At 54.5% G+C, this 16,846-nt stretch carries 15 protein-coding genes and 2 pseudogenes; 10 read left to right on the top strand and 7 right to left on the bottom strand.

Annotation, left to right across the window (positions count from 1 at the left end; genetic code table 11):
* The 8 genes from ACOSDR_RS20055 to ACOSDR_RS20020 all read left to right on the top strand — a co-directional run.
* Window positions 1–377: hypothetical protein (locus ACOSDR_RS20055; protein ID WP_420732325.1), on the top strand; the 377-nt coding region annotated here is incomplete at its 5' end.
* Window positions 378–894: 517 nt separating this feature from the next.
* Complete coding sequence (locus ACOSDR_RS20050; protein WP_420732324.1) at window positions 895–1,770, top strand: NAD(P)-dependent oxidoreductase; 876 nt, start codon at window positions 895–897, stop codon at window positions 1,768–1,770.
* 173 nt (window positions 1,771–1,943) lie between these two features.
* Window positions 1,944–2,744, top strand: coding sequence for an enoyl-CoA hydratase/isomerase family protein (locus ACOSDR_RS20045; protein WP_420732323.1), 801 nt, complete (start codon window positions 1,944–1,946; stop codon window positions 2,742–2,744).
* A gap of 62 nt (window positions 2,745–2,806) precedes the next feature.
* Entirely contained in the window at window positions 2,807–4,273 is a 1,467-nt protein-coding gene (locus tag ACOSDR_RS20040; RefSeq protein ID WP_420726138.1) for an aldehyde dehydrogenase family protein, read from the top strand.
* A 47-nt stretch (window positions 4,274–4,320) separates the two neighbouring features.
* A complete protein-coding gene (locus tag ACOSDR_RS20035) occupies window positions 4,321–5,226 on the top strand; it encodes a ketopantoate reductase family protein (RefSeq protein ID WP_420726137.1) in 906 nt (301 codons plus the stop codon).
* A gap of 30 nt (window positions 5,227–5,256) precedes the next feature.
* A complete protein-coding gene (locus ACOSDR_RS20030) occupies window positions 5,257–6,141 on the top strand; it encodes a PhzF family phenazine biosynthesis protein (RefSeq protein ID WP_420732327.1) in 885 nt (294 codons plus the stop codon).
* Window positions 6,142–6,144: 3 nt separating this feature from the next.
* Window positions 6,145–6,615, top strand: coding sequence for a RidA family protein (locus tag ACOSDR_RS20025; protein ID WP_420726135.1), 471 nt, complete (start codon window positions 6,145–6,147; stop codon window positions 6,613–6,615).
* Between the two features lie 2 nt (window positions 6,616–6,617).
* The gene (locus tag ACOSDR_RS20020) at window positions 6,618–7,427 is read left to right on the top strand and encodes an HpcH/HpaI aldolase/citrate lyase family protein (protein WP_420732322.1); all 810 of its coding nucleotides are present in this window, start codon (window positions 6,618–6,620) and stop codon (window positions 7,425–7,427) included.
* Between the two features lie 45 nt (window positions 7,428–7,472).
* On the opposite strand, the gene citF is transcribed toward ACOSDR_RS20020, so the two are convergent.
* Entirely contained in the window at window positions 7,473–8,954 is a 1,482-nt protein-coding gene (citF, locus tag ACOSDR_RS20015) for a citrate lyase subunit alpha (RefSeq protein WP_420732321.1), read from the bottom strand.
* 8 nt (window positions 8,955–8,962) lie between these two features.
* Window positions 8,963–10,120 (bottom strand): CaiB/BaiF CoA transferase family protein, encoded by a 1,158-nt coding sequence (locus ACOSDR_RS20010; RefSeq protein WP_420732320.1) that lies wholly within the window; start codon window positions 10,118–10,120, stop codon window positions 8,963–8,965.
* Window positions 10,121–10,434: 314 nt separating this feature from the next.
* Here ACOSDR_RS20010 and ACOSDR_RS20005 point away from each other — a divergent pair, with 314 nt between their 5' ends.
* A complete protein-coding gene (locus tag ACOSDR_RS20005; protein ID WP_420732319.1) occupies window positions 10,435–11,373 on the top strand; it encodes a LysR family transcriptional regulator in 939 nt (312 codons plus the stop codon).
* A gap of 65 nt (window positions 11,374–11,438) precedes the next feature.
* Here the strand turns inward: ACOSDR_RS20005 and ACOSDR_RS20000 are convergent, their stop codons facing one another.
* The 5 genes and pseudogenes from ACOSDR_RS20000 to ACOSDR_RS19980 all read right to left on the bottom strand — a co-directional run bounded on the left by ACOSDR_RS20000 (window position 11,439) and on the right by ACOSDR_RS19980 (window position 14,768).
* The gene (locus tag ACOSDR_RS20000; RefSeq protein ID WP_420732318.1) at window positions 11,439–11,786 is read right to left on the bottom strand and encodes a hypothetical protein; all 348 of its coding nucleotides are present in this window, start codon (window positions 11,784–11,786) and stop codon (window positions 11,439–11,441) included.
* Window positions 11,787–11,913: 127 nt separating this feature from the next.
* A pseudogene (locus ACOSDR_RS19995) lies at window positions 11,914–12,672 on the bottom strand (IS5 family transposase).
* 125 nt (window positions 12,673–12,797) lie between these two features.
* Window positions 12,798–13,007, bottom strand: a pseudogene (locus ACOSDR_RS19990) (transposase); the annotation flags it as partial.
* Window positions 13,008–13,253: 246 nt separating this feature from the next.
* Window positions 13,254–14,195, bottom strand: coding sequence for a hypothetical protein (locus ACOSDR_RS19985; protein ID WP_420732317.1), 942 nt, complete (start codon window positions 14,193–14,195; stop codon window positions 13,254–13,256).
* Between the two features lie 132 nt (window positions 14,196–14,327).
* Window positions 14,328–14,768: a toxin-activating lysine-acyltransferase gene (locus ACOSDR_RS19980; RefSeq protein WP_420732326.1), complete on the bottom strand. Its 441-nt coding sequence runs from the start codon at window positions 14,766–14,768 to the stop codon at window positions 14,328–14,330.
* Between the two features lie 581 nt (window positions 14,769–15,349).
* Here ACOSDR_RS19980 and ACOSDR_RS19975 point away from each other — a divergent pair.
* Window positions 15,350–16,452, top strand: a protein-coding gene (locus ACOSDR_RS19975; RefSeq protein ID WP_420732316.1) for an IS3 family transposase whose coding sequence is annotated in 2 segments (ribosomal slippage) — window positions 15,350–15,611 and window positions 15,611–16,452 — 1,104 coding nt in all. Because the reading frame shifts where the segments join, the coding sequence is not laid out codon by codon here.
* Window positions 16,453–16,846 lie beyond the last annotated feature (394 nt).

Raw genomic sequence — 16,846 nt, 5'->3', positions numbered from 1 at the left:
GCGAAATGGACGGGGATAACGAGAATATCATTGAAAACGGTCGCCTTCAGGCACTCGACGACCCGGAAATCCGCAAGATCTGCTCGAAATATGGCGATCCGGAACTGTGGATGGATGAAAGCTGGAATCCTGCTGTCCCCGGCATCAATATGGATGGGGATTACTGGGACCATTATGCCAAAGATCCGCTTCACTGGGTGAAGACGGAATTGGAAGTCTGCCGCAACTATCATCCGATGTTCATGAAGATGGTTGGCGCGGACGACAAATATTGCCACGGTGCCGGGGCCGATTGGTGGAAAGGCGGATGCTGTGAACACAGCGGCGTCTCTGCACCCGTCCTACCCGGAAATTGCTGTGGACATGACCACGACTGAGAATATGTAGCATGATACAGTCTTGTGTGGCGTGTTTGATACCCGCCTCAATATAGCCTGCACAGGCTATATTGAGGCGGTTTCTACAAATCAGCTTTCCGTCAATATTGACCGATTGCGTCAGTTCTTGGCGCGCGTGCTTTTTGCAATATCCGACTGAACATCCCTTCAAAACTGGAAATTAACTCATCCCCATCACCCTGGATCTAGGATCCAGTTCTACACTTCTTTGCTGCTAATTTAATAAGATTAACTGATTAATATATTAAATTTATAAGATTGTCTCACAGCACCTTAGCACATATGACTTCATAAATGACGGGCTTGCGATCACAAGGACAGGCATCTGCCACCATGATAAGCGAGCAAAACCTCCTGATCGCGCAATTGATGTGGGAGAATAGGGCAAATACAGCACGGTAAGACGCCCTACCCGCCTATAACACGTGAAAGCGATAGGATGGCGTCCGACGTCGCACGTACAGACACAAATACTTGTAAATGAGAGGTTCCAGAAATGAAGGTTGGATTGATCGGGGTCGGGCTTATGGGCCACGGCATTGCCAAAAACATCGTCACAAAGGGATGGGAACTGAGCTTTTTGGACCAGGTCGGAAATCAATCGACGACAGATCTGCTCGAACTGGGGGCCAAACCCTATGACAAGGCCGTCGATCTTGCGGCAGCGTCAGATGTTCTTGTGCTATGTGTCACCGGCAGCCCTCAGGTTGAAGATGTCCTGACCGGATCAGGGGCGGTTCTGGACGGTCTGCGGCCAGGCTCCATCGTAATTGACTGCTCGACCGCGATTCCCAGTTCAACCCGCGCACTTGCGGCTAAGGTTGGCGATAAAGGTTCCGATTTTGTCGATGCGGCGATGACAAGAACACCGAAAGAAGCGGAAGAAGGGCGTCTTAATCTTCTGGTGGGCGGTAAGGAAGAATCGATCACACGGATCCGGTCCCTGCTGGAGAGTTTTGCTGAAAACATTTTCATTGCGGGAGATGTTGGCAGCGGTCACCAGTTGAAGCTCATTCACAATATCATCTCGATGGGAACTATAGCGCTGATCGCTGAAGTTGCTGCCTGTGCAATTCAGGATGGGATGGACACCACCGCCATGGTGGACTGTCTGCGCAAGGGTGGCGCAGGCGGCGCAGCTTTAGAGCGCGTGGCCCCCTATATCCTTGAGGGAAACGCCGACCTGCTGCGCTTTACAATCAACAACGCCTACAAAGATGTCGGATATTACAACACAATGGCCGAAGAAATGGATGCGGCACGGCTGATGTCGAAGGCCGCCTATGACACGCTTGCGGGGCAGATCGATCAGGGTAAGGGCAGCGCCTTCATGCCGGAACTGGTGAAACTACTCCAGTCGCCGTCTCAATAAGATCAAGTCATAGGCGCGGAAAACAAAGCACCTGACCAGGGCCGGACAACCGGAATATATATCAGATAATCTGATCAATTATTAAAACTAATCAGATTGTGTGAAATGTATATCAATTCTATGTAGTGCTGAGCACATTCAGAACGAATCTCTGACGACGTGCAGGAGACGATATGACAACCGTTTATGTAGAATGCGTTGTGCGCAACAAGATTGCCACGATCACGCTGAACAACCCGCCGCTGAATGTCTTCAAAATGGAGATGACGGGCCAACTGGATGCTGTTCTGGAAGATCTGCGTCGCGATGAAAATGTTCGCGCCGTCTTGCTGAAGGGGGCGGGGCGTGCTTTTTGCGCCGGCTCCGACATATCTGAATTCGAGCATTTTTATAAACCGGGCAATGTCGTTGAAATGAAGCTGCGCCGCCAGAATGCGGTGTTTCAAAAGCTGGAGGCATTTCCCAAACCTGTCGTCGCCGCGCTACATGGATTGGCCTTTGGGGGCGGTCTTGAAATTGCACTGTGCTGCGACTTGATTGTCGTCGAAGAGACCTGCCGGTTGGCATTGCCCGAAATGCGTCTGGGCGTATTTCCCAGCAGCGGGGGGCCTTATCGCACAGTTCGCCGTATCGGCCCAGCGCGCACAAAGCAGCTGATTTTTTTGACAGAACCTATCGATGCAAAAACGGCATTTGATTGGGGATTGATCGACCGCCTGGCTTCGAAAGATGAGGTTATCCAAGTAGCCGAGGCACTTGCATCCGAAATGGCCAAGCGACCACAGAGGGCGTTTTCCCTGTGCAAAACCCTGATCGCTGATGCAACCCGCCTCTCAACGGCGGACTTAATCGCGCGGTCCCTTGATGCCAGCGATCAGGTCTTCGCCTCTGCTGATTGCAGGGAAGGTGTACGCGCCTTCTTTGCCAAAGAAGAGCCAGATTTCGGGCATCAACAGAATGATACGACCATCTGACCATGATGAAACACCGTGTGCATCAGGCGTCGGGGTTTCAAATTTTTGAAAGGGAAACAGTGATGAACGATACGACCACCCGCGCAGCACTAAAGGTGCCAGAACCACTGAACCTGATTGATAATAACTGGTCGCCGCCACAAACGGGACAGGTCCTGCCTGTTATATCCCCCATCGATGGCTCGATCTTTGCCGAAATCGCCGATAGCGGCCCGGCGGATCTAGATCTGGCTGTTGCGGCTGCCAAACGGGCTTTTGAATCAGGTCCCTGGGCGGCAATGACGGCTGTGGATCGCGGCAGACTGTTATTGAAGCTGTCGACCCGTATCCTGGAAGAGGCTGAATCGCTGGCCCAACTGGAAACAAAGGACAACGGCAAGCCGATCAAACAGTCCCGCACGGATATGATTATGGCCGCCCGTTACTTTGAATTCTATGCAGGCGCGGCCGACAAGTTCCATGGCGAGGTCATTCCTTTCATGAAGGGATATGATGTCGCAATGTATCGCGAACCGCATGGTGTCGTCGGTGTGATTCTGCCCTGGAATTACCCAGCACAGCAGATTGGGCGTTCCATTGCGCCAGCTCTGGCCATGGGCAACACTGTTGTTCTGAAACCATCGGAAGATGCCTGTCTCAGTGGTCTTCGGATCGCGCAATTGGCCGTCGAAGTCGGCTTTCCGAAAGGCGTTCTGAACGTGGTAACAGGCCGGGGAGAAATCGTCGGCAAGGCCTTGTCGGAACATCGCGACGTTGACTTCATCTCCTTCACGGGCTCGCCTGAAGTTGGTGCAATGATCCAGATCGCCGCGGCTCGCAACTTTATTGGTTGCACGCTGGAGCTTGGAGGAAAGTCACCCCAGATCGTCTTCGAAGATGCCGATCTTGATGCGGCGATGCCCGTGCTGGTCAACGCCCTGATTCAGAATGCTGGACAGACCTGTTCGGCTGGAAGCCGCGTTTTGATCCAGCGCAGCATTTATGACCGGGTTACGGAAGAGTTGAAGGCACGCTTCGAGGCCATCGAAGTTGGCCCTTCCGGAGAAGACGCCGTGATGGGGCCTCTCATCTCAGCTAAACAGAAACAGCGGGTTGAGCGGTATATCTCGGACTGCAAAGAACCCATTATCGCCCGGGGGCGCATCGGTGCACATGCCCCACAGAGTGGCTTCTATGTCGAGCCCGTTCTATTCGGTCCCTGTGACCCTACATCGAAGATCGCACAAGAAGAAGTGTTCGGTCCCGTCCTGTGTGTTATTCCCTTTGAAGATGAGGATGAGGCAATCGCCATTGCAAACGGAACCGAATACGGGCTTGTCGCATCGATGTGGACCCGCGACGGCGCACGCCAAAAGCGTGTGGCGGCGGCCTTGCACTGTGGACAGGTCTTCATCAACAATTTCGGCGCTGCCGGCGGTGTCGAATTGCCATTTGGTGGCGTTCGGAAGTCAGGCCACGGGCGGGAAAAAGGCTTTGTCGCGTTGCATGAATTTTCGCGCATCAAAACTGTTGTGAACTATTTTGGCTGACTGAGGGCCAACTGTCCGCAGGGGCACCTCATTGAAGGATACTGTCAATGAAGATCGCTATTATCGGGGCGGGTGCAGTCGGGTGCTATTATGGTGCCATGCTTGCCCTTGCCGGTCATCACGTCGTGCTAGTCGGGCGCGCTTCCTTCGTCGAAGCCGTCACACAACATGGCCTGATTCTGGAAAAGGATGGAAAACGGCTAGTGGCGCAGGTGGAGGCAAGCAGCAATCCATCCGCAGTCACGGGGGCGGAGATGTTAATGGTCTGCGTCAAATCTGGCGATACGGAACAAGCCGGTAAAGAGATTGCGCCTTATCTTGATCCCAAGTGCCGCGTGCTCAGCTTACAGAACGGTGTTTCCAACGCCGAAACGCTCTCCGATATTTTTGTACAGTCGGTGTTGCCCGTAGTTGTTTATGTCGCCAGCCGCATGATCGAACCTGGCATTGTGCGCCATGAGGGTCGCGGCGACCTGGAATTGTCCGGGCAGGATGCCATGGACATTGCCGACATCCTGAATACCGCCGGTATCGAGACACGAATCTCAAAGGACGTGATGACATCGCTCTGGGCAAAACTGGTCGTCAATTGCGCCATCAATCCGCTCTCTGCCATCACCCGGTCACCCTATGGAAAAATGGCCGCACAAGAGGGAATACCAAATCTAATGGAAGACATTGCGCGCGAAGCCCTGGCTGTCGCCCGGGCGGAAGGCATCCACGTCCCAGACAACGTATTCGAGACTATTCGGAGCATTCCGGTCACCATGGCAGGGCAATACTCTTCAACCGCCCAGGACCTCATGCGGGGTAAGCAAACAGAGATTGATTTCCTGAATGGGGAAATCGTGAAGCGCGCCGCCAAACACGCAATAGCAGTCCCCATAAACCGCACCTTAATGTTACTTGTAAAAAGCGCCGAGGGCAGTGGCATGGATAATTCTAAAAATTAACCGGGAATATGCTAGGGCGTCCGTCGATTGGTGATAATATTTACACAAAATGGAAGTAAGACGATGAAAGTCCAACATATTGCCGCTTTCTCAAACGGTCCGCACGGTGGCAATCCCGCAGGTGTCATTCTCTGTGATGGATTGCCCGATACGTCGGTGATGCAAAAGGCCGCTGCAGAAATCGGTTATTCTGAATCCGTGTTTGCTGCGCCTGAAGGAGAGGCTTGGCGGGTACGATATTTCGCGCCGAAGGTCGAAGTCGATTTTTGTGGCCATGCCACGATCGCGCTTGGTGCCGCGTTGGCGCAGCAAAATGGAGCAGGCCTTTTCACGCTCGATCTCAACCACGCGCGTATCACCGTCGAGGGGCACCTGTCCAAAACAGAATGGGGAGCTTCCTTCCAGTCCCCCCCGACTCACAGTGCGCCCGTGGCAGTGACCGTTCTTGAGGATGCGATGGCGCTTTTTGGATTGAACCCCGCCAATCTTGACCCACGAATACCCCCTGCGGTGGCGCATGGTGGTGGCGATCATTTGATCCTGGCGCTGAAAGACCGCAAGACATTACACAAAATGCGTTATGATCTTGCAAAAGGCCAGATTTTGGCCCGGCGCGAGAGATATATCACCTTTAATCTGATTTACGCTGAGACCGCGCAAGTGTTTCATGCCCGCAACCCGTTCCCGCTTGGGGGCGTCTACGAAGACCCGGCGACAGGTGCCGCTGCAGCGGCTTTATCGGGATACCTGCGAGACATCGAATGGCCCCATAAAGGCAGCATTACTATCCATCAGGGTGACGATATGGGAATTCCATGTCGTCTGATGACAGAGATCACGCAACAGCGCGGTGCGAGTATCCGGGTGAGCGGAAGCACACGCACTATTCGTGAACCGCAACTTCTGGAGATTTAGAACATGTCACAGACACCGGAACAGAAACTGACATCCCTGGGGATCACCTTACCAACCGCACCCGATCCCCTGGCGGCATATCGGCCGGCTCGATTACTGGGAAACATTCTCTATCTTTCCGGACAGGTTCCGCGAAACCCGGATGGTTCGTTGATTCTGGGGCGTCTGGGTCATGATACATCCGTTGAAGACGGCTATAACGCTGCGCGCAATGTCGGCCTGCAGCTGCTTTCCGTTGCAAAATCTGCGATTGGTGAGCTTTCGCGCATCGAGGCTGTTGCTAAGGTAACCGGCATGGTCAATGCCGAACCCGACTTCCATGACCATGCCAAAGTGATTAATGGATGTTCGGAGCTGCTGATCGAAGTATTAGGCGAGGCTGGCTATCATGCCCGCTCTGCCGTGGGTATGGGGTCCTTGCCATTCGGTGTCTCAGTTGAAATCGAAGCGATTTTCCACATAAAGGCAACATGACCATGAGAGATCGTGGAGTCGATATTTCCAGCATTCGGGCGCCGCTGTTCGTCCCTGCAAATCGTCCGGAGCGCTTTGAGAAAGCAGCTCAGTCAGGCGCCGATGCGGTAATCCTTGATCTTGAAGATGCGGTCGCCATTGATGCCAAAGATACTGCGCGCGCGGCATTGCGCTGTGACTTCACCGACCTTCCCATAATCGTGCGTATCAATGCCGCTGGCAGCAGTGCTTATGACGCAGATCTGGCCGCCGTCGCGGCCCTATGCCCTGATGCGGTTATGATACCCAAAGCGGAAGACACCGAACAGTTGGAGACAGTGGCGAAATCGGTATCCTGTCCGGTCATTGCACTCATAGAAACCGCCAAAGGGCTGGCCTGGGCGCGAAAGATTGCGGCGACACCCAGCGTGCTGCGCCTGGCTTTCGGATCGATTGATATCTGCGCCGATCTGGGTTGCGCACATAGCCGCCAGATATTGGCGCCAGTCCGCTTCGAACTTGTCCTTGCGTCCCGTCTCTGCGGTATCGCCGCCCCTCTCGATGGAGTCACCGTTCAGTTGGATGATCTGTCGATAACCCAAGAGGACGCCAGCCATGCGCGGGATATGGGTATGACCGGCAAACTGTGTATCCACCCAAAGCAAATCACCCCTGTATTGAGCGCCTTTGCCCCAAACGACACTGAAATCGCCTGGGCGCGTCGTATCATACTCTCTGGAGACGGTGCGGTTCAGATCGATGGCGCTATGGTGGATGAACCCGTCCGACGCAAAGCAAGGGCAATCCTGCGGGCCGCACAACAAGACCTGTAGCATTGTGATACAAGATTTCAGAAGTGTCGCTTGTCCAAAGCTGCTCTAGATTTGCCGAACAACATCTGTCACGGACCCATCGCGATATTCTGATACCGCGACGATCCGTTCCCCTTTCGAATGTGTCGGCTGTCGTTCAGATGCTGCTGTAGCCTGGACGCGCAAGTCTTCAATATTGCACAGTGGAAGATCCGTCGTCCTCAGCCTTTCAACCAGGTCTGTGCGTTTCGGATTCACTGCAATTCCAGCCTCCGTCACCAAAACGTCAACCGTTTCTCCAGGCGTCGTTACGGTGCCGACACGATCCACAATCTTGGGGAATCCTGCTGCCGTCAGGCGTGTCGTGATGATTGTCAGTTTCGCGCCGGCAGCCGTGTCGGCATGTCCACCTGAACCACCAATGATCGTCCCATCTGCGCGTGTCGTCACATTGACGTTGAAATCAATATCAATTTCAGCAGCCCCCAACACCACAGCATCCAACATATCCACAACTGCGCCACGCCGACTGGGACTGGCATAGACCGATGCCGATATCCCCTGATGTCGGGGATTCTTTGCATAGGACTCAACGGCGGTAAGATCGAAACACTGCACATCCAGCAGCGCCTCAAAAAGGTCGTTTTCAAGCATTTTGACGTGAAACCCCGTGATGCCGCCTGATGCAAAACTGCCCTTGACGCCGGTTTGCGTCATGCGCGTGGCCAGTGCAGATGCCGTAGCAATCGATATACCCCCTGCCCCATTCTGCAATGAGAACCCTGGCACCATAAGGCCGCTTGCCTCAATAAGGGCAGCGGTGCGGTGTGCAATCTCAAGACCCAACGGTTCGGTGGTTGGCTTTGTCGTGCCCGATAGAATGCCTGCGGCATCGCCAATGCTGGAAACTTCCACGACCCAGTCGACCGCCTGTTGATCGATTTCAATCTGCGGGACCGGATACGCCATCAGAGTATCTGTAACAGCAACAACATGCCTGGCTGCTGCGACATCAGCCTTTGGATATCCCATTGTGCCACAGGCACGGGGACCGGCCGTGCCCGACACATTGCCCGACATATCCGCAGCCGGAGCCGCCACGAACGCCACGTCAATCGACAGTTCCCGGGACTCTATAGCACGGGCACGGCCCCCATGCGTGTACAGAATTGCTGGCTTGTCCAGCATGCCACGCGATATGGCCTCCGCCACTGGACCGGAGATGAAGCCGGCAGAAATTCCTGTAACCGTCCGGCGCTGTATGTGTCCGACCAGTGGCTCATGGATGGCAAAAATCGATGACGCTGCGACATGAATATCCTTCAAGCCGCGCTTCTCGGCCACAGCCAGAACCATATTCAGAACACCATCACCATTCCGCAAATGATGATGAAATGACAAAGTAGCACCGTCGCGGATATCACAAGCTGAAAACGCTGCATCTATATCCGCCAAGACCTTGTTTCGGATGGTCTGCGACGCCCCCTTACTATAGGCGCGGATATCCCCATATCCTTCAAGGTTGGACGGTAAAATCGAGTGTTCCATGGGACTTGTCACTTATTCACTTGATCGACTGAGACGGGTACATCGTGACACCGATCAGCGCCAAAGGCATTGCCGGGCGACTGCCGCAGCCGCTGTCCGTCAAATTTAATCGGATTTGCCAAAAGGCGCATGTCGGGTCGCATATCATGCGGAACATCCGCGACCATACCAACCTCCGCCACGAAAGGATTCTCCAGCGCATCGCGCACGCTAAGAATGGGCGCAATTGGCAAAGTGCCCCGAAATTCCTGAAGCCAGAATGCCGTCGGTGCCTTCGCGAATTCGATATCCAGAATTTCGGTCAATGCATCCCGGTTCTGCGACCGCTGATTCTGATCGCCAAAGCGGGGATCATCTTTCAAGTCGTTGCGGTTCAACTTGTCCAGTAACAATTCCCAGAAACGCTGAGTCATGCACATCACATAGATCCAGCCATCTTGCGCAGTGAATGTCTGAACGGGGGAAACCGACAGATGTGAACCGCGGGCGACCCGGTTGCTTTCAAGCCCCTCATTCAGATACCACGTTCCCGCATATCCCAATTGATGCAGCGCCACATCGAACAGACTGACATCAACGTCGCACCCTTCGCCGGTTTTATCGGCCCTCCGCAATGCGGCCAGAAGCCCCAGGACGCCAACAGTACCGGTCATGAAATCAATAATTGAGACGCCAAAACGCGTGGGATCAGCGGAAGGGTCACCGGTCAGATGCATCAACCCGGCCTCCGCCTGCATCAGATAATCATAACCCGGCCAGTTGGCACGGGAATTGTCCCGTCCGTAGGCGGAGATATGCAAGCAAACGATATCCTTTTTCTGCGCCTTCAGTGTTTCATAGTCGATACCCAGCTTTGCCGGCTGATCCCCCCGAAGGTTGTTCATCACGGCATCAGCCGAGCGGACAATCGCCAGGAAGGCTGCCCGATCTTGGGGGGTTTTTAAATCAAGCGCGATACTGTTCTTATTCGTATTCCATCCCTGAAAAACCAGACTGTCATTCTCCCCCAGGAAATACGGTCCCATTTTACGGGCGGGATCACCCTTTGAAACGGCGTTCTCGATCTTGAATACTGTCGCGCCCATATCTGCCAGATACATCGACCCGTAGGGGCCGGCGGCGAAATGCTCAACAGTAACGATCTTCAGACCTTCTAATGGCTTCACCTTTGATCTCCTTTCTGGACGAACCCGGCCAAGTCGCAAGACGCATCCCTGGCGAGGAAGTCACATTCACACTTGGTTTCCCACCGGTGTATGCACCGCGATCCGGTCCCAATCTTCCTGAAACTTTACCGGGGTCGAGGGGAGGAAAGACGAAAGTCCTGACGGCAACCTCGATTGATCCCATGGCAGATTTGATGCTGCTACATTGTCTGCTGGGCAAAATGCCAATAGTGCGTTATTTAAACAATCTTATTAATCTGAACGTTAATTCAGTTTTTATGATAATACTTCAATGAGAACTGGGGAGGATATGAATGTCGGTCAATCTTAAACTACTGCACACGTTCGCACGCGTCGCGCATTTGAGCAGCTTCAGCCGCGCTGCGGAGGAGCTGGGGCGCACGCCATCCGCGATCAGCATGCAGGTTGCAGAGCTTGAGGAACAGATCGGCCTGAAGCTGCTGGAGCGCACGACGCGCAATGTCACCCCAACTCCAGACGGTGCAATTCTACTGGAACGGGTCCAGGACTCAATCCAGCGCCTGGAGTCTGGTATAGTGGAAGCACGAGACGCTGCCGAGCGACGGCGCGGGCGTGTGGTTTTTGGCTGCGCCCCGACTGTTGCGGCGGGCACGCTGGCTTCTGTATTGACTGAGTTTCGCACCAGGTTTCCAAAGATCTCACTGCATATACGCGAAGTGACATCCAGCAATCTGTTAGCGGCAGTGCGAAATCGGGAGATCGATTTTGGCGTCACGCCTTTTGTGCAGGCCAAGTCCGATCTGAAATTCAAACGGTTGCTGCGTGAACCGCTGGTCGCACTGGCCGCACGTGATCATTTCAAAGATTTACCGGACGTTTTGTCCCTTAACGATCTAACGCAATTGCCCCTGCTTGTGATGCAGGGAATGCCCGTTATTGTTCTGCAAAATGGCCAGGAATTGCCAATGCTATTGACGGAGTACCTGGAACGATCGGGCCGCCCTCTCAGGATTGCCTGCAGTGTTCGGCAGGCAGCGACGCTTGTCGATTTGGCAATGTCAGGATTGGGCGTTGGGATTGTCCCCAGGTTGGCGGTACCGCCAACCCTGTCGCACGAAGTTCGAACGCTGCAATTAGCGGATCCTGAAATCGTCCGCGATATTGGAATCGCCACACTAAAAGAAGAAGTCTTGAGCAAGCCTGCCCTGGCATTGGCAGATATTTTCAAGGTACGGCTGGCCGAAACCACTCCGGCCAGGACTGTATCGTGAACCGGTTACGCTTCGTGAAACCGTCTCCTTAACGTCGACGGACTCTACCTAAATCTGGCGGGAATTTAAGAGCGCACGTCTTCAGTTCGCACTCGAGACACTCGCAAGTACGGCACTGTCAGAGGTAAATCGCCTTTGACCGAGAATGCGCCCTCCCCTAACTTTTCCAGATGAAAAGCCACAATCCATTTCGCTTCCCCGGCGATATAAGCCAAAACGGTTCCGTCCTCAGCGAGCTTGAGGCCGATGAAGTCATTGCCAGGTCGTCCATGCACTTCCTTGACCCGAGTTGGATCGCGCACGAGATCGAAGATGTATCGCGCGACCGGGGCATGCTCACGAAACTGGAAGATCGGCACGCGCCATGTCTTGCCCCCGACAAGGCTGTAATTTTCCGCGAAGATCCCGCACATGACCTCACCGAAAAGGCCTCGGATCGTCTTTGGTGGGAGGCAATTGGGATAGATCGCATAATCTCCCCATTCGCCATCTTCGGGATGAAGCGAAATTATGAGTCGGTGTCCTAGGGTCTGTGGACAATTATCGTAGAGCGATGATTGTAGCAGCGATGGTCCAGGTGGCGGCATAGCTTGTGTCGGTCTTGTCGTAGCGCGTGTTCACGCCGCGGAACTCCTTGATCTTGCTGAAGTAGTTCTCAATGAGATGACGCCATTTGTAGACGTCCCGGTCATGCGGAATAGGGTTACGACGGTTCCGTTTGGGCGGGGATCACGGCCGCGGCGTTGCGCTCTTCAAGCGCGTCGCGGAGATGATCGGCACCGAATGCCTTGTCTGCCAGCAGGGCGCCGAAGGTCAGATCCTCGATGAGTTCCGGAACCCCGACGTTCTCGCTGCGCTGTCCTGGCAGGAGCGCGAATCGGACCAAGTTTCCTAACGCATCAGTGAGCGCCAGAACCTTGGTCGTCAGCCCTCCCTTCGAGCGCCCGATGGCCTGATTTCGAGTCCCCCTTTTGCGCCGCTCGCCTTCTGGTGAGTGCTGATAGTCGTGCCGTCGACAATCAGGTATTCAAAGTCCGGATCGCCCGAGACAGCCGCGAAGATCCGGTCGAAAACGCCGTCTCGCGCCCAGCGCCTGAACCGCCGGAAGATACTGTTCCAGTTCCCGAAACCGGGCGGGAGATCACGCCACGGCCCCCCGACACGAACCTTCCAGAGAACCGCTTCCAGAAACAGCCGGTTATCCCACGCCGTCACCCCCCGACTGCGCGACGTTCCAGGCAATAGCGGCTCGATCAGCCGCCAACTCCGATCATTGATGACAAAACGTTCCGGGCGCATCGCAGCCCTCCCAAAAGGAAGGGTGAATCAGATTTGCAGGCCTTTGGGAATCCCCTAATGTCCACAGGGCCTAGTGTATGGCGCGTTTAATTTGGATCATATCCTGCGTGTCTGATGAATGCGGCTCATTCGTTAGGTGGGAATGCGTTCAGGAGGGTTCCAATCCGTCGCCATGTTTCCTCGACGGTTCGTGCCTCGGCCTTGCGGACGAGAGCCTTGAGCTTGGCGAACATCATCTCGATAGGGTTGAGATCGGGACTGTATGGCGGCAGGAAGAGGAGATGGGCACCGGCGTCTCGGACTGCCTGTCGGGCGGCGGCGCCTTTCTGACTCCCGGCTCAGCGCCGCGTTCGAAGCTTGCGATCGCTTTATAGCTGCTCGGATCGTGTGCGTGGTCGTGGCGCTGCCATGAAGGATTTGTCCCATAGTGCTTCCTTCTGATGATCACAGATCAATAGAACATCACATACTGGGACTAAACAGATAGAACAGTTGATGCCATGCTGCCCCACCTCCAATACAGCGACGAATTGAACCGGCGATAAATGGCTCCCACCGTGTCGCCGTGGCACCATACGAAGCTATCCCCGCTTTCTTGTGAGGTGGCTGTAAAGAGTGACCGTGTACAAAACCGCCAAGGTGAGGAACGGGAATACCGCCAAGAAGGAGCATCCATAGAGATGTGGAAGCTCGGCGAAGCCGCGGAGAGGCAAGAAGAGCCAGTCCGCTCCGGCGATGTGCTCCCCAGCGGATGCCGCCGATACAAAGGCATCCAAACCGATCCTAGAAGCGTGATACGAAAAACCTCGCACTCCAAGTAACGCACCACACGTGACGATAACGATGAACTCAATGCGAAAGATGAAACAAAAAGCACCGGACCTGTAGAACGCTTCCCATATAGACCATTCGCGCAATTGCCTCGCTACAAACACGAAGGACGATGCGACCAAGAAACCGAGACATAGGGGCGCGTATGCGTCAACGGCCGCTTGGGGGGACAATGCCTTTGTATCAGAAAACAGAAGGCTCGTCAGTGTGTGGTCCGCGCTGGCCGACTCGGCTGTTAAAGCGAAAGATGGTGAGACCGAGTACGCGAGCAGCCAAAAAACAGAAACGCAAAAAATCCAATTCGCGACAGCGAAGATCAATGGTCGATAAATAATGCATCGCAGCCCAGTTTTTACCACAACGCCACCATCGCCTATGACCGCCCTTAAGCAGTGGTGGATAAGGAACCGCCCATCGCTAGACTCTTTTTTCAACATTTGTTGCGAGGATTCGACCAATGGAAACCGGCGCAGAAGCCAATCCCGCAGCAAATTGGAAAGCCCTATACAAGGAAGCACCGTAGCCAATCCGAAGATCAAGCCAAAGAACACTGCTCCAGGCGAATCGAACAAGGCTCTGGAAGCCAACGTCACCGACACCGGGTACAGCAGAATCGCCGAGAATCGAAAACCGGCAACGGATTCCCACTTGGCGGTCGGATTGACGCGGTATTTTTGAGGTCCCTTAGGCATTTCCTAGCGTCGCTCCGCTCTCAAGTCCCGTTCTAATTACGCGAATGACTCTTTGGGATTTTGGAGCGTTTGAACCGTTGTGCCCCTTGGATCACAAGATGCGACACACACTGAATTCTAAGTAAAATACAGTCACACCTTCGCGGATTCGGTTTCACCTAGCTCCTCCCGAGCCTTCATGGCCGCGCACAGCTCGGCGAGCGTAACTATCTTTTTGGCGCCAACGCTGGCGACAATCATGTTCACTTGGCCGGGATCGACAAAAACAGAGTCATGCAAATCTTTCAAAATTTGCAACTCCGCACCGTAAGGCGTGACCAAGTCCACGATCCAAACGCGATCTCCAGCCGTCCATTCCTTTGGAGCGAGCTTAACCTCGCCGCGCTTGAATCTCTCCTCGGTCTCCTCGCTCAGAAATGCCCAAGAAACATACGCAAGCGGCACATTATCGCGCCGAAACAAACGAAACTGCCGGTTGGCAAGGGCAGGTATGACCAGCCACTCAAAATCACCAGCAAAAACGTGTCGATGAGGTCCAGAGGAGGCCATGAGCCATAAAACATTGCCCGACAGTTCCGCCGGCGCATGCTGTTGCGCTGGCGTGGCATCCGCTTTTACATCAAGATTTTTTCCTCTTCGGTTTCGCTGACCACGTCTTCACCCCTAGAAAACACCACCCTAAATTGAACCTGTAATACCGGCGGAATACCTCTGAAGTCAATGCCTTTGGCGAAGAGGACTGAATAATGAAGTTTTTACCGTATCAATCAAGCATACACGGACAGAAGCCATCAAGGTCGTCTTCATCGACAACATCTCCAGTTTCGTGCGAACGGGAAACGAGAACGAGGGGGATATCTGGGCACCGATCCAGGAATGGGCGGTGCAGCTCCGCAAGCGGGGGATCGCCGTGGTCTTCATCCGCGATGGAATAAGCATAGATACGCGGTCGCGCGTCTGGTTTTGGGGTGAGGATTTCATTGATGGTCAGCTTATGCATCGTCATCAACTGAGACCTCACCAACCAAGTTGTCTACCAAACCCATTGGCCGGACGATTTTTTCATTTGACCCTGTCCCTGTCCCTAAGAATGCGTCCATTGAGAATGAGAGATTCTGGCAAGTTCGAAGCGTATTGAGCTGAAGGAGTTTGCCATGAAGAAGTCGAAGTTTACGGGCGAGCAGATCGCGTTCGCATTGCGTCAGGCCGAGGTTGGGACACCGGTCGCCGAGGTGTGCCGGAAGATGGGTGTGTCGGAGGCGACCTATTACCGTTGGAAGCAGCAGTATGGAGGTCTGGGGCCGACGGAGCTGCGCAAGCTGTGTCAGCTTGAGGAGGAAAATCAGAAGCTGAAGCGGCTTATTGCGGATCTTTCACTGGATAAAGCCATGTTGCAGGAGGTTTTGGCAAAAAAGACTTAGCGCCTGGCCGCCGTCGGGAGATCGTACGGTGGGTGCAGGATGCGTTTCGGGTCAGCGAGCGGCGCGGCTGCGCGGCGCTTCGGTTCAATCGGAAGTCCCATCGCTACAAGTCCCGTCGGGAGGATCAGGCGCCCTTACGCCAACGGATCCGGGAGATCGCGGAGACGCGGGTTCGCTGCGGTTATCGTCGTATCCACGTTCTGCTGCGTCGGGAAGGCTGGGAGGTCAACGTGAAGCGTGTCCGGCGTCTGTATTGTCTTGAGGGCTTGAACCTGCGGGCGAAGCGTCCGCGGCGTCATGTGATGGCGGCGCGGCGCGTGGAGCGCCCGAAGGCGAGCAGGACGAACGAGATCTGGGCCATGGACTTCGTCTCGGACGCCCTGTTCAACGGCAAACGCTTCCGGGCTCTGACGGTGGTCGATGCCTATACCCGGGAATGCCTCGCGATCCACGTGGATCAGGGGATCAAGGGTGAGCAAGTCGTAGACGTGATGGACCGGCTGCTGTTCGAACGGGATGCGGCACCGGCGAAAATCCGGGTGGATAACGGTCCGGAGTTCATCTCGAAAGCGTTGGATCACTGGGCCTACATCAACCGGGTGACGCTCGACTTCTCCCGGCCCGGCAAGCCGACGGACAATGCCTATGTGGAAAGCTTCAACGGGCGCTTCCGGGACGAATGTCTGAACACGCATTGGTTCTTGTCACTGGACGACGCGCGGAGCAAGATCGAGGCATGGCGTCGGGACTTCAACGAGACCCGACCTCACACATCCCTGGGGTTCATGACACCGGCCGAATTTGCTTCATCGGCTGGGTTTAACCCCAGCCGATGAAGGTCAGATTCCCTCATTCTGACCGGACGCGATTCGGGGACAGGGTCAGGGGTCCCAGCCCAATCCGCGGGCTCGGTGAAGACCGTCGTCAGCGGATAGGCGAAGAGCTGGTCGTCATGCGGCTGCCAGCCCCCCTTTTCGTCGCAAAACCGACGCCCCCTGCTTCCTGCCTGCTTACCTATAGCTTACCCAAGCAAAAGCCCCGCTTTTGAGGGCGGGGCTAAGTGTTTGGAATATTTGGTTGCGGGGGTAGGATTTGAACCTACAACCTTCAGGTTATGAGTTAGTTTTTTAGGGGTCCTCTGGGATACGCTGATATTCTCTATATAGTCATATATCATTGTTAAATATAGTATATTTTCTGTTTTATATTCGCTCACTGACTCTCAACGGT

Source organism: Hwanghaeella sp. 1Z406, from assembly GCF_048892425.1.
In the GTDB taxonomy this organism is placed as follows: domain Bacteria; phylum Pseudomonadota; class Alphaproteobacteria; order UBA8366; family Aestuariispiraceae; genus Pacificispira.
Note: the sequence above shows the minus strand (reverse complement) of the source record. Positions and strands in the feature narration are given on the sequence as shown.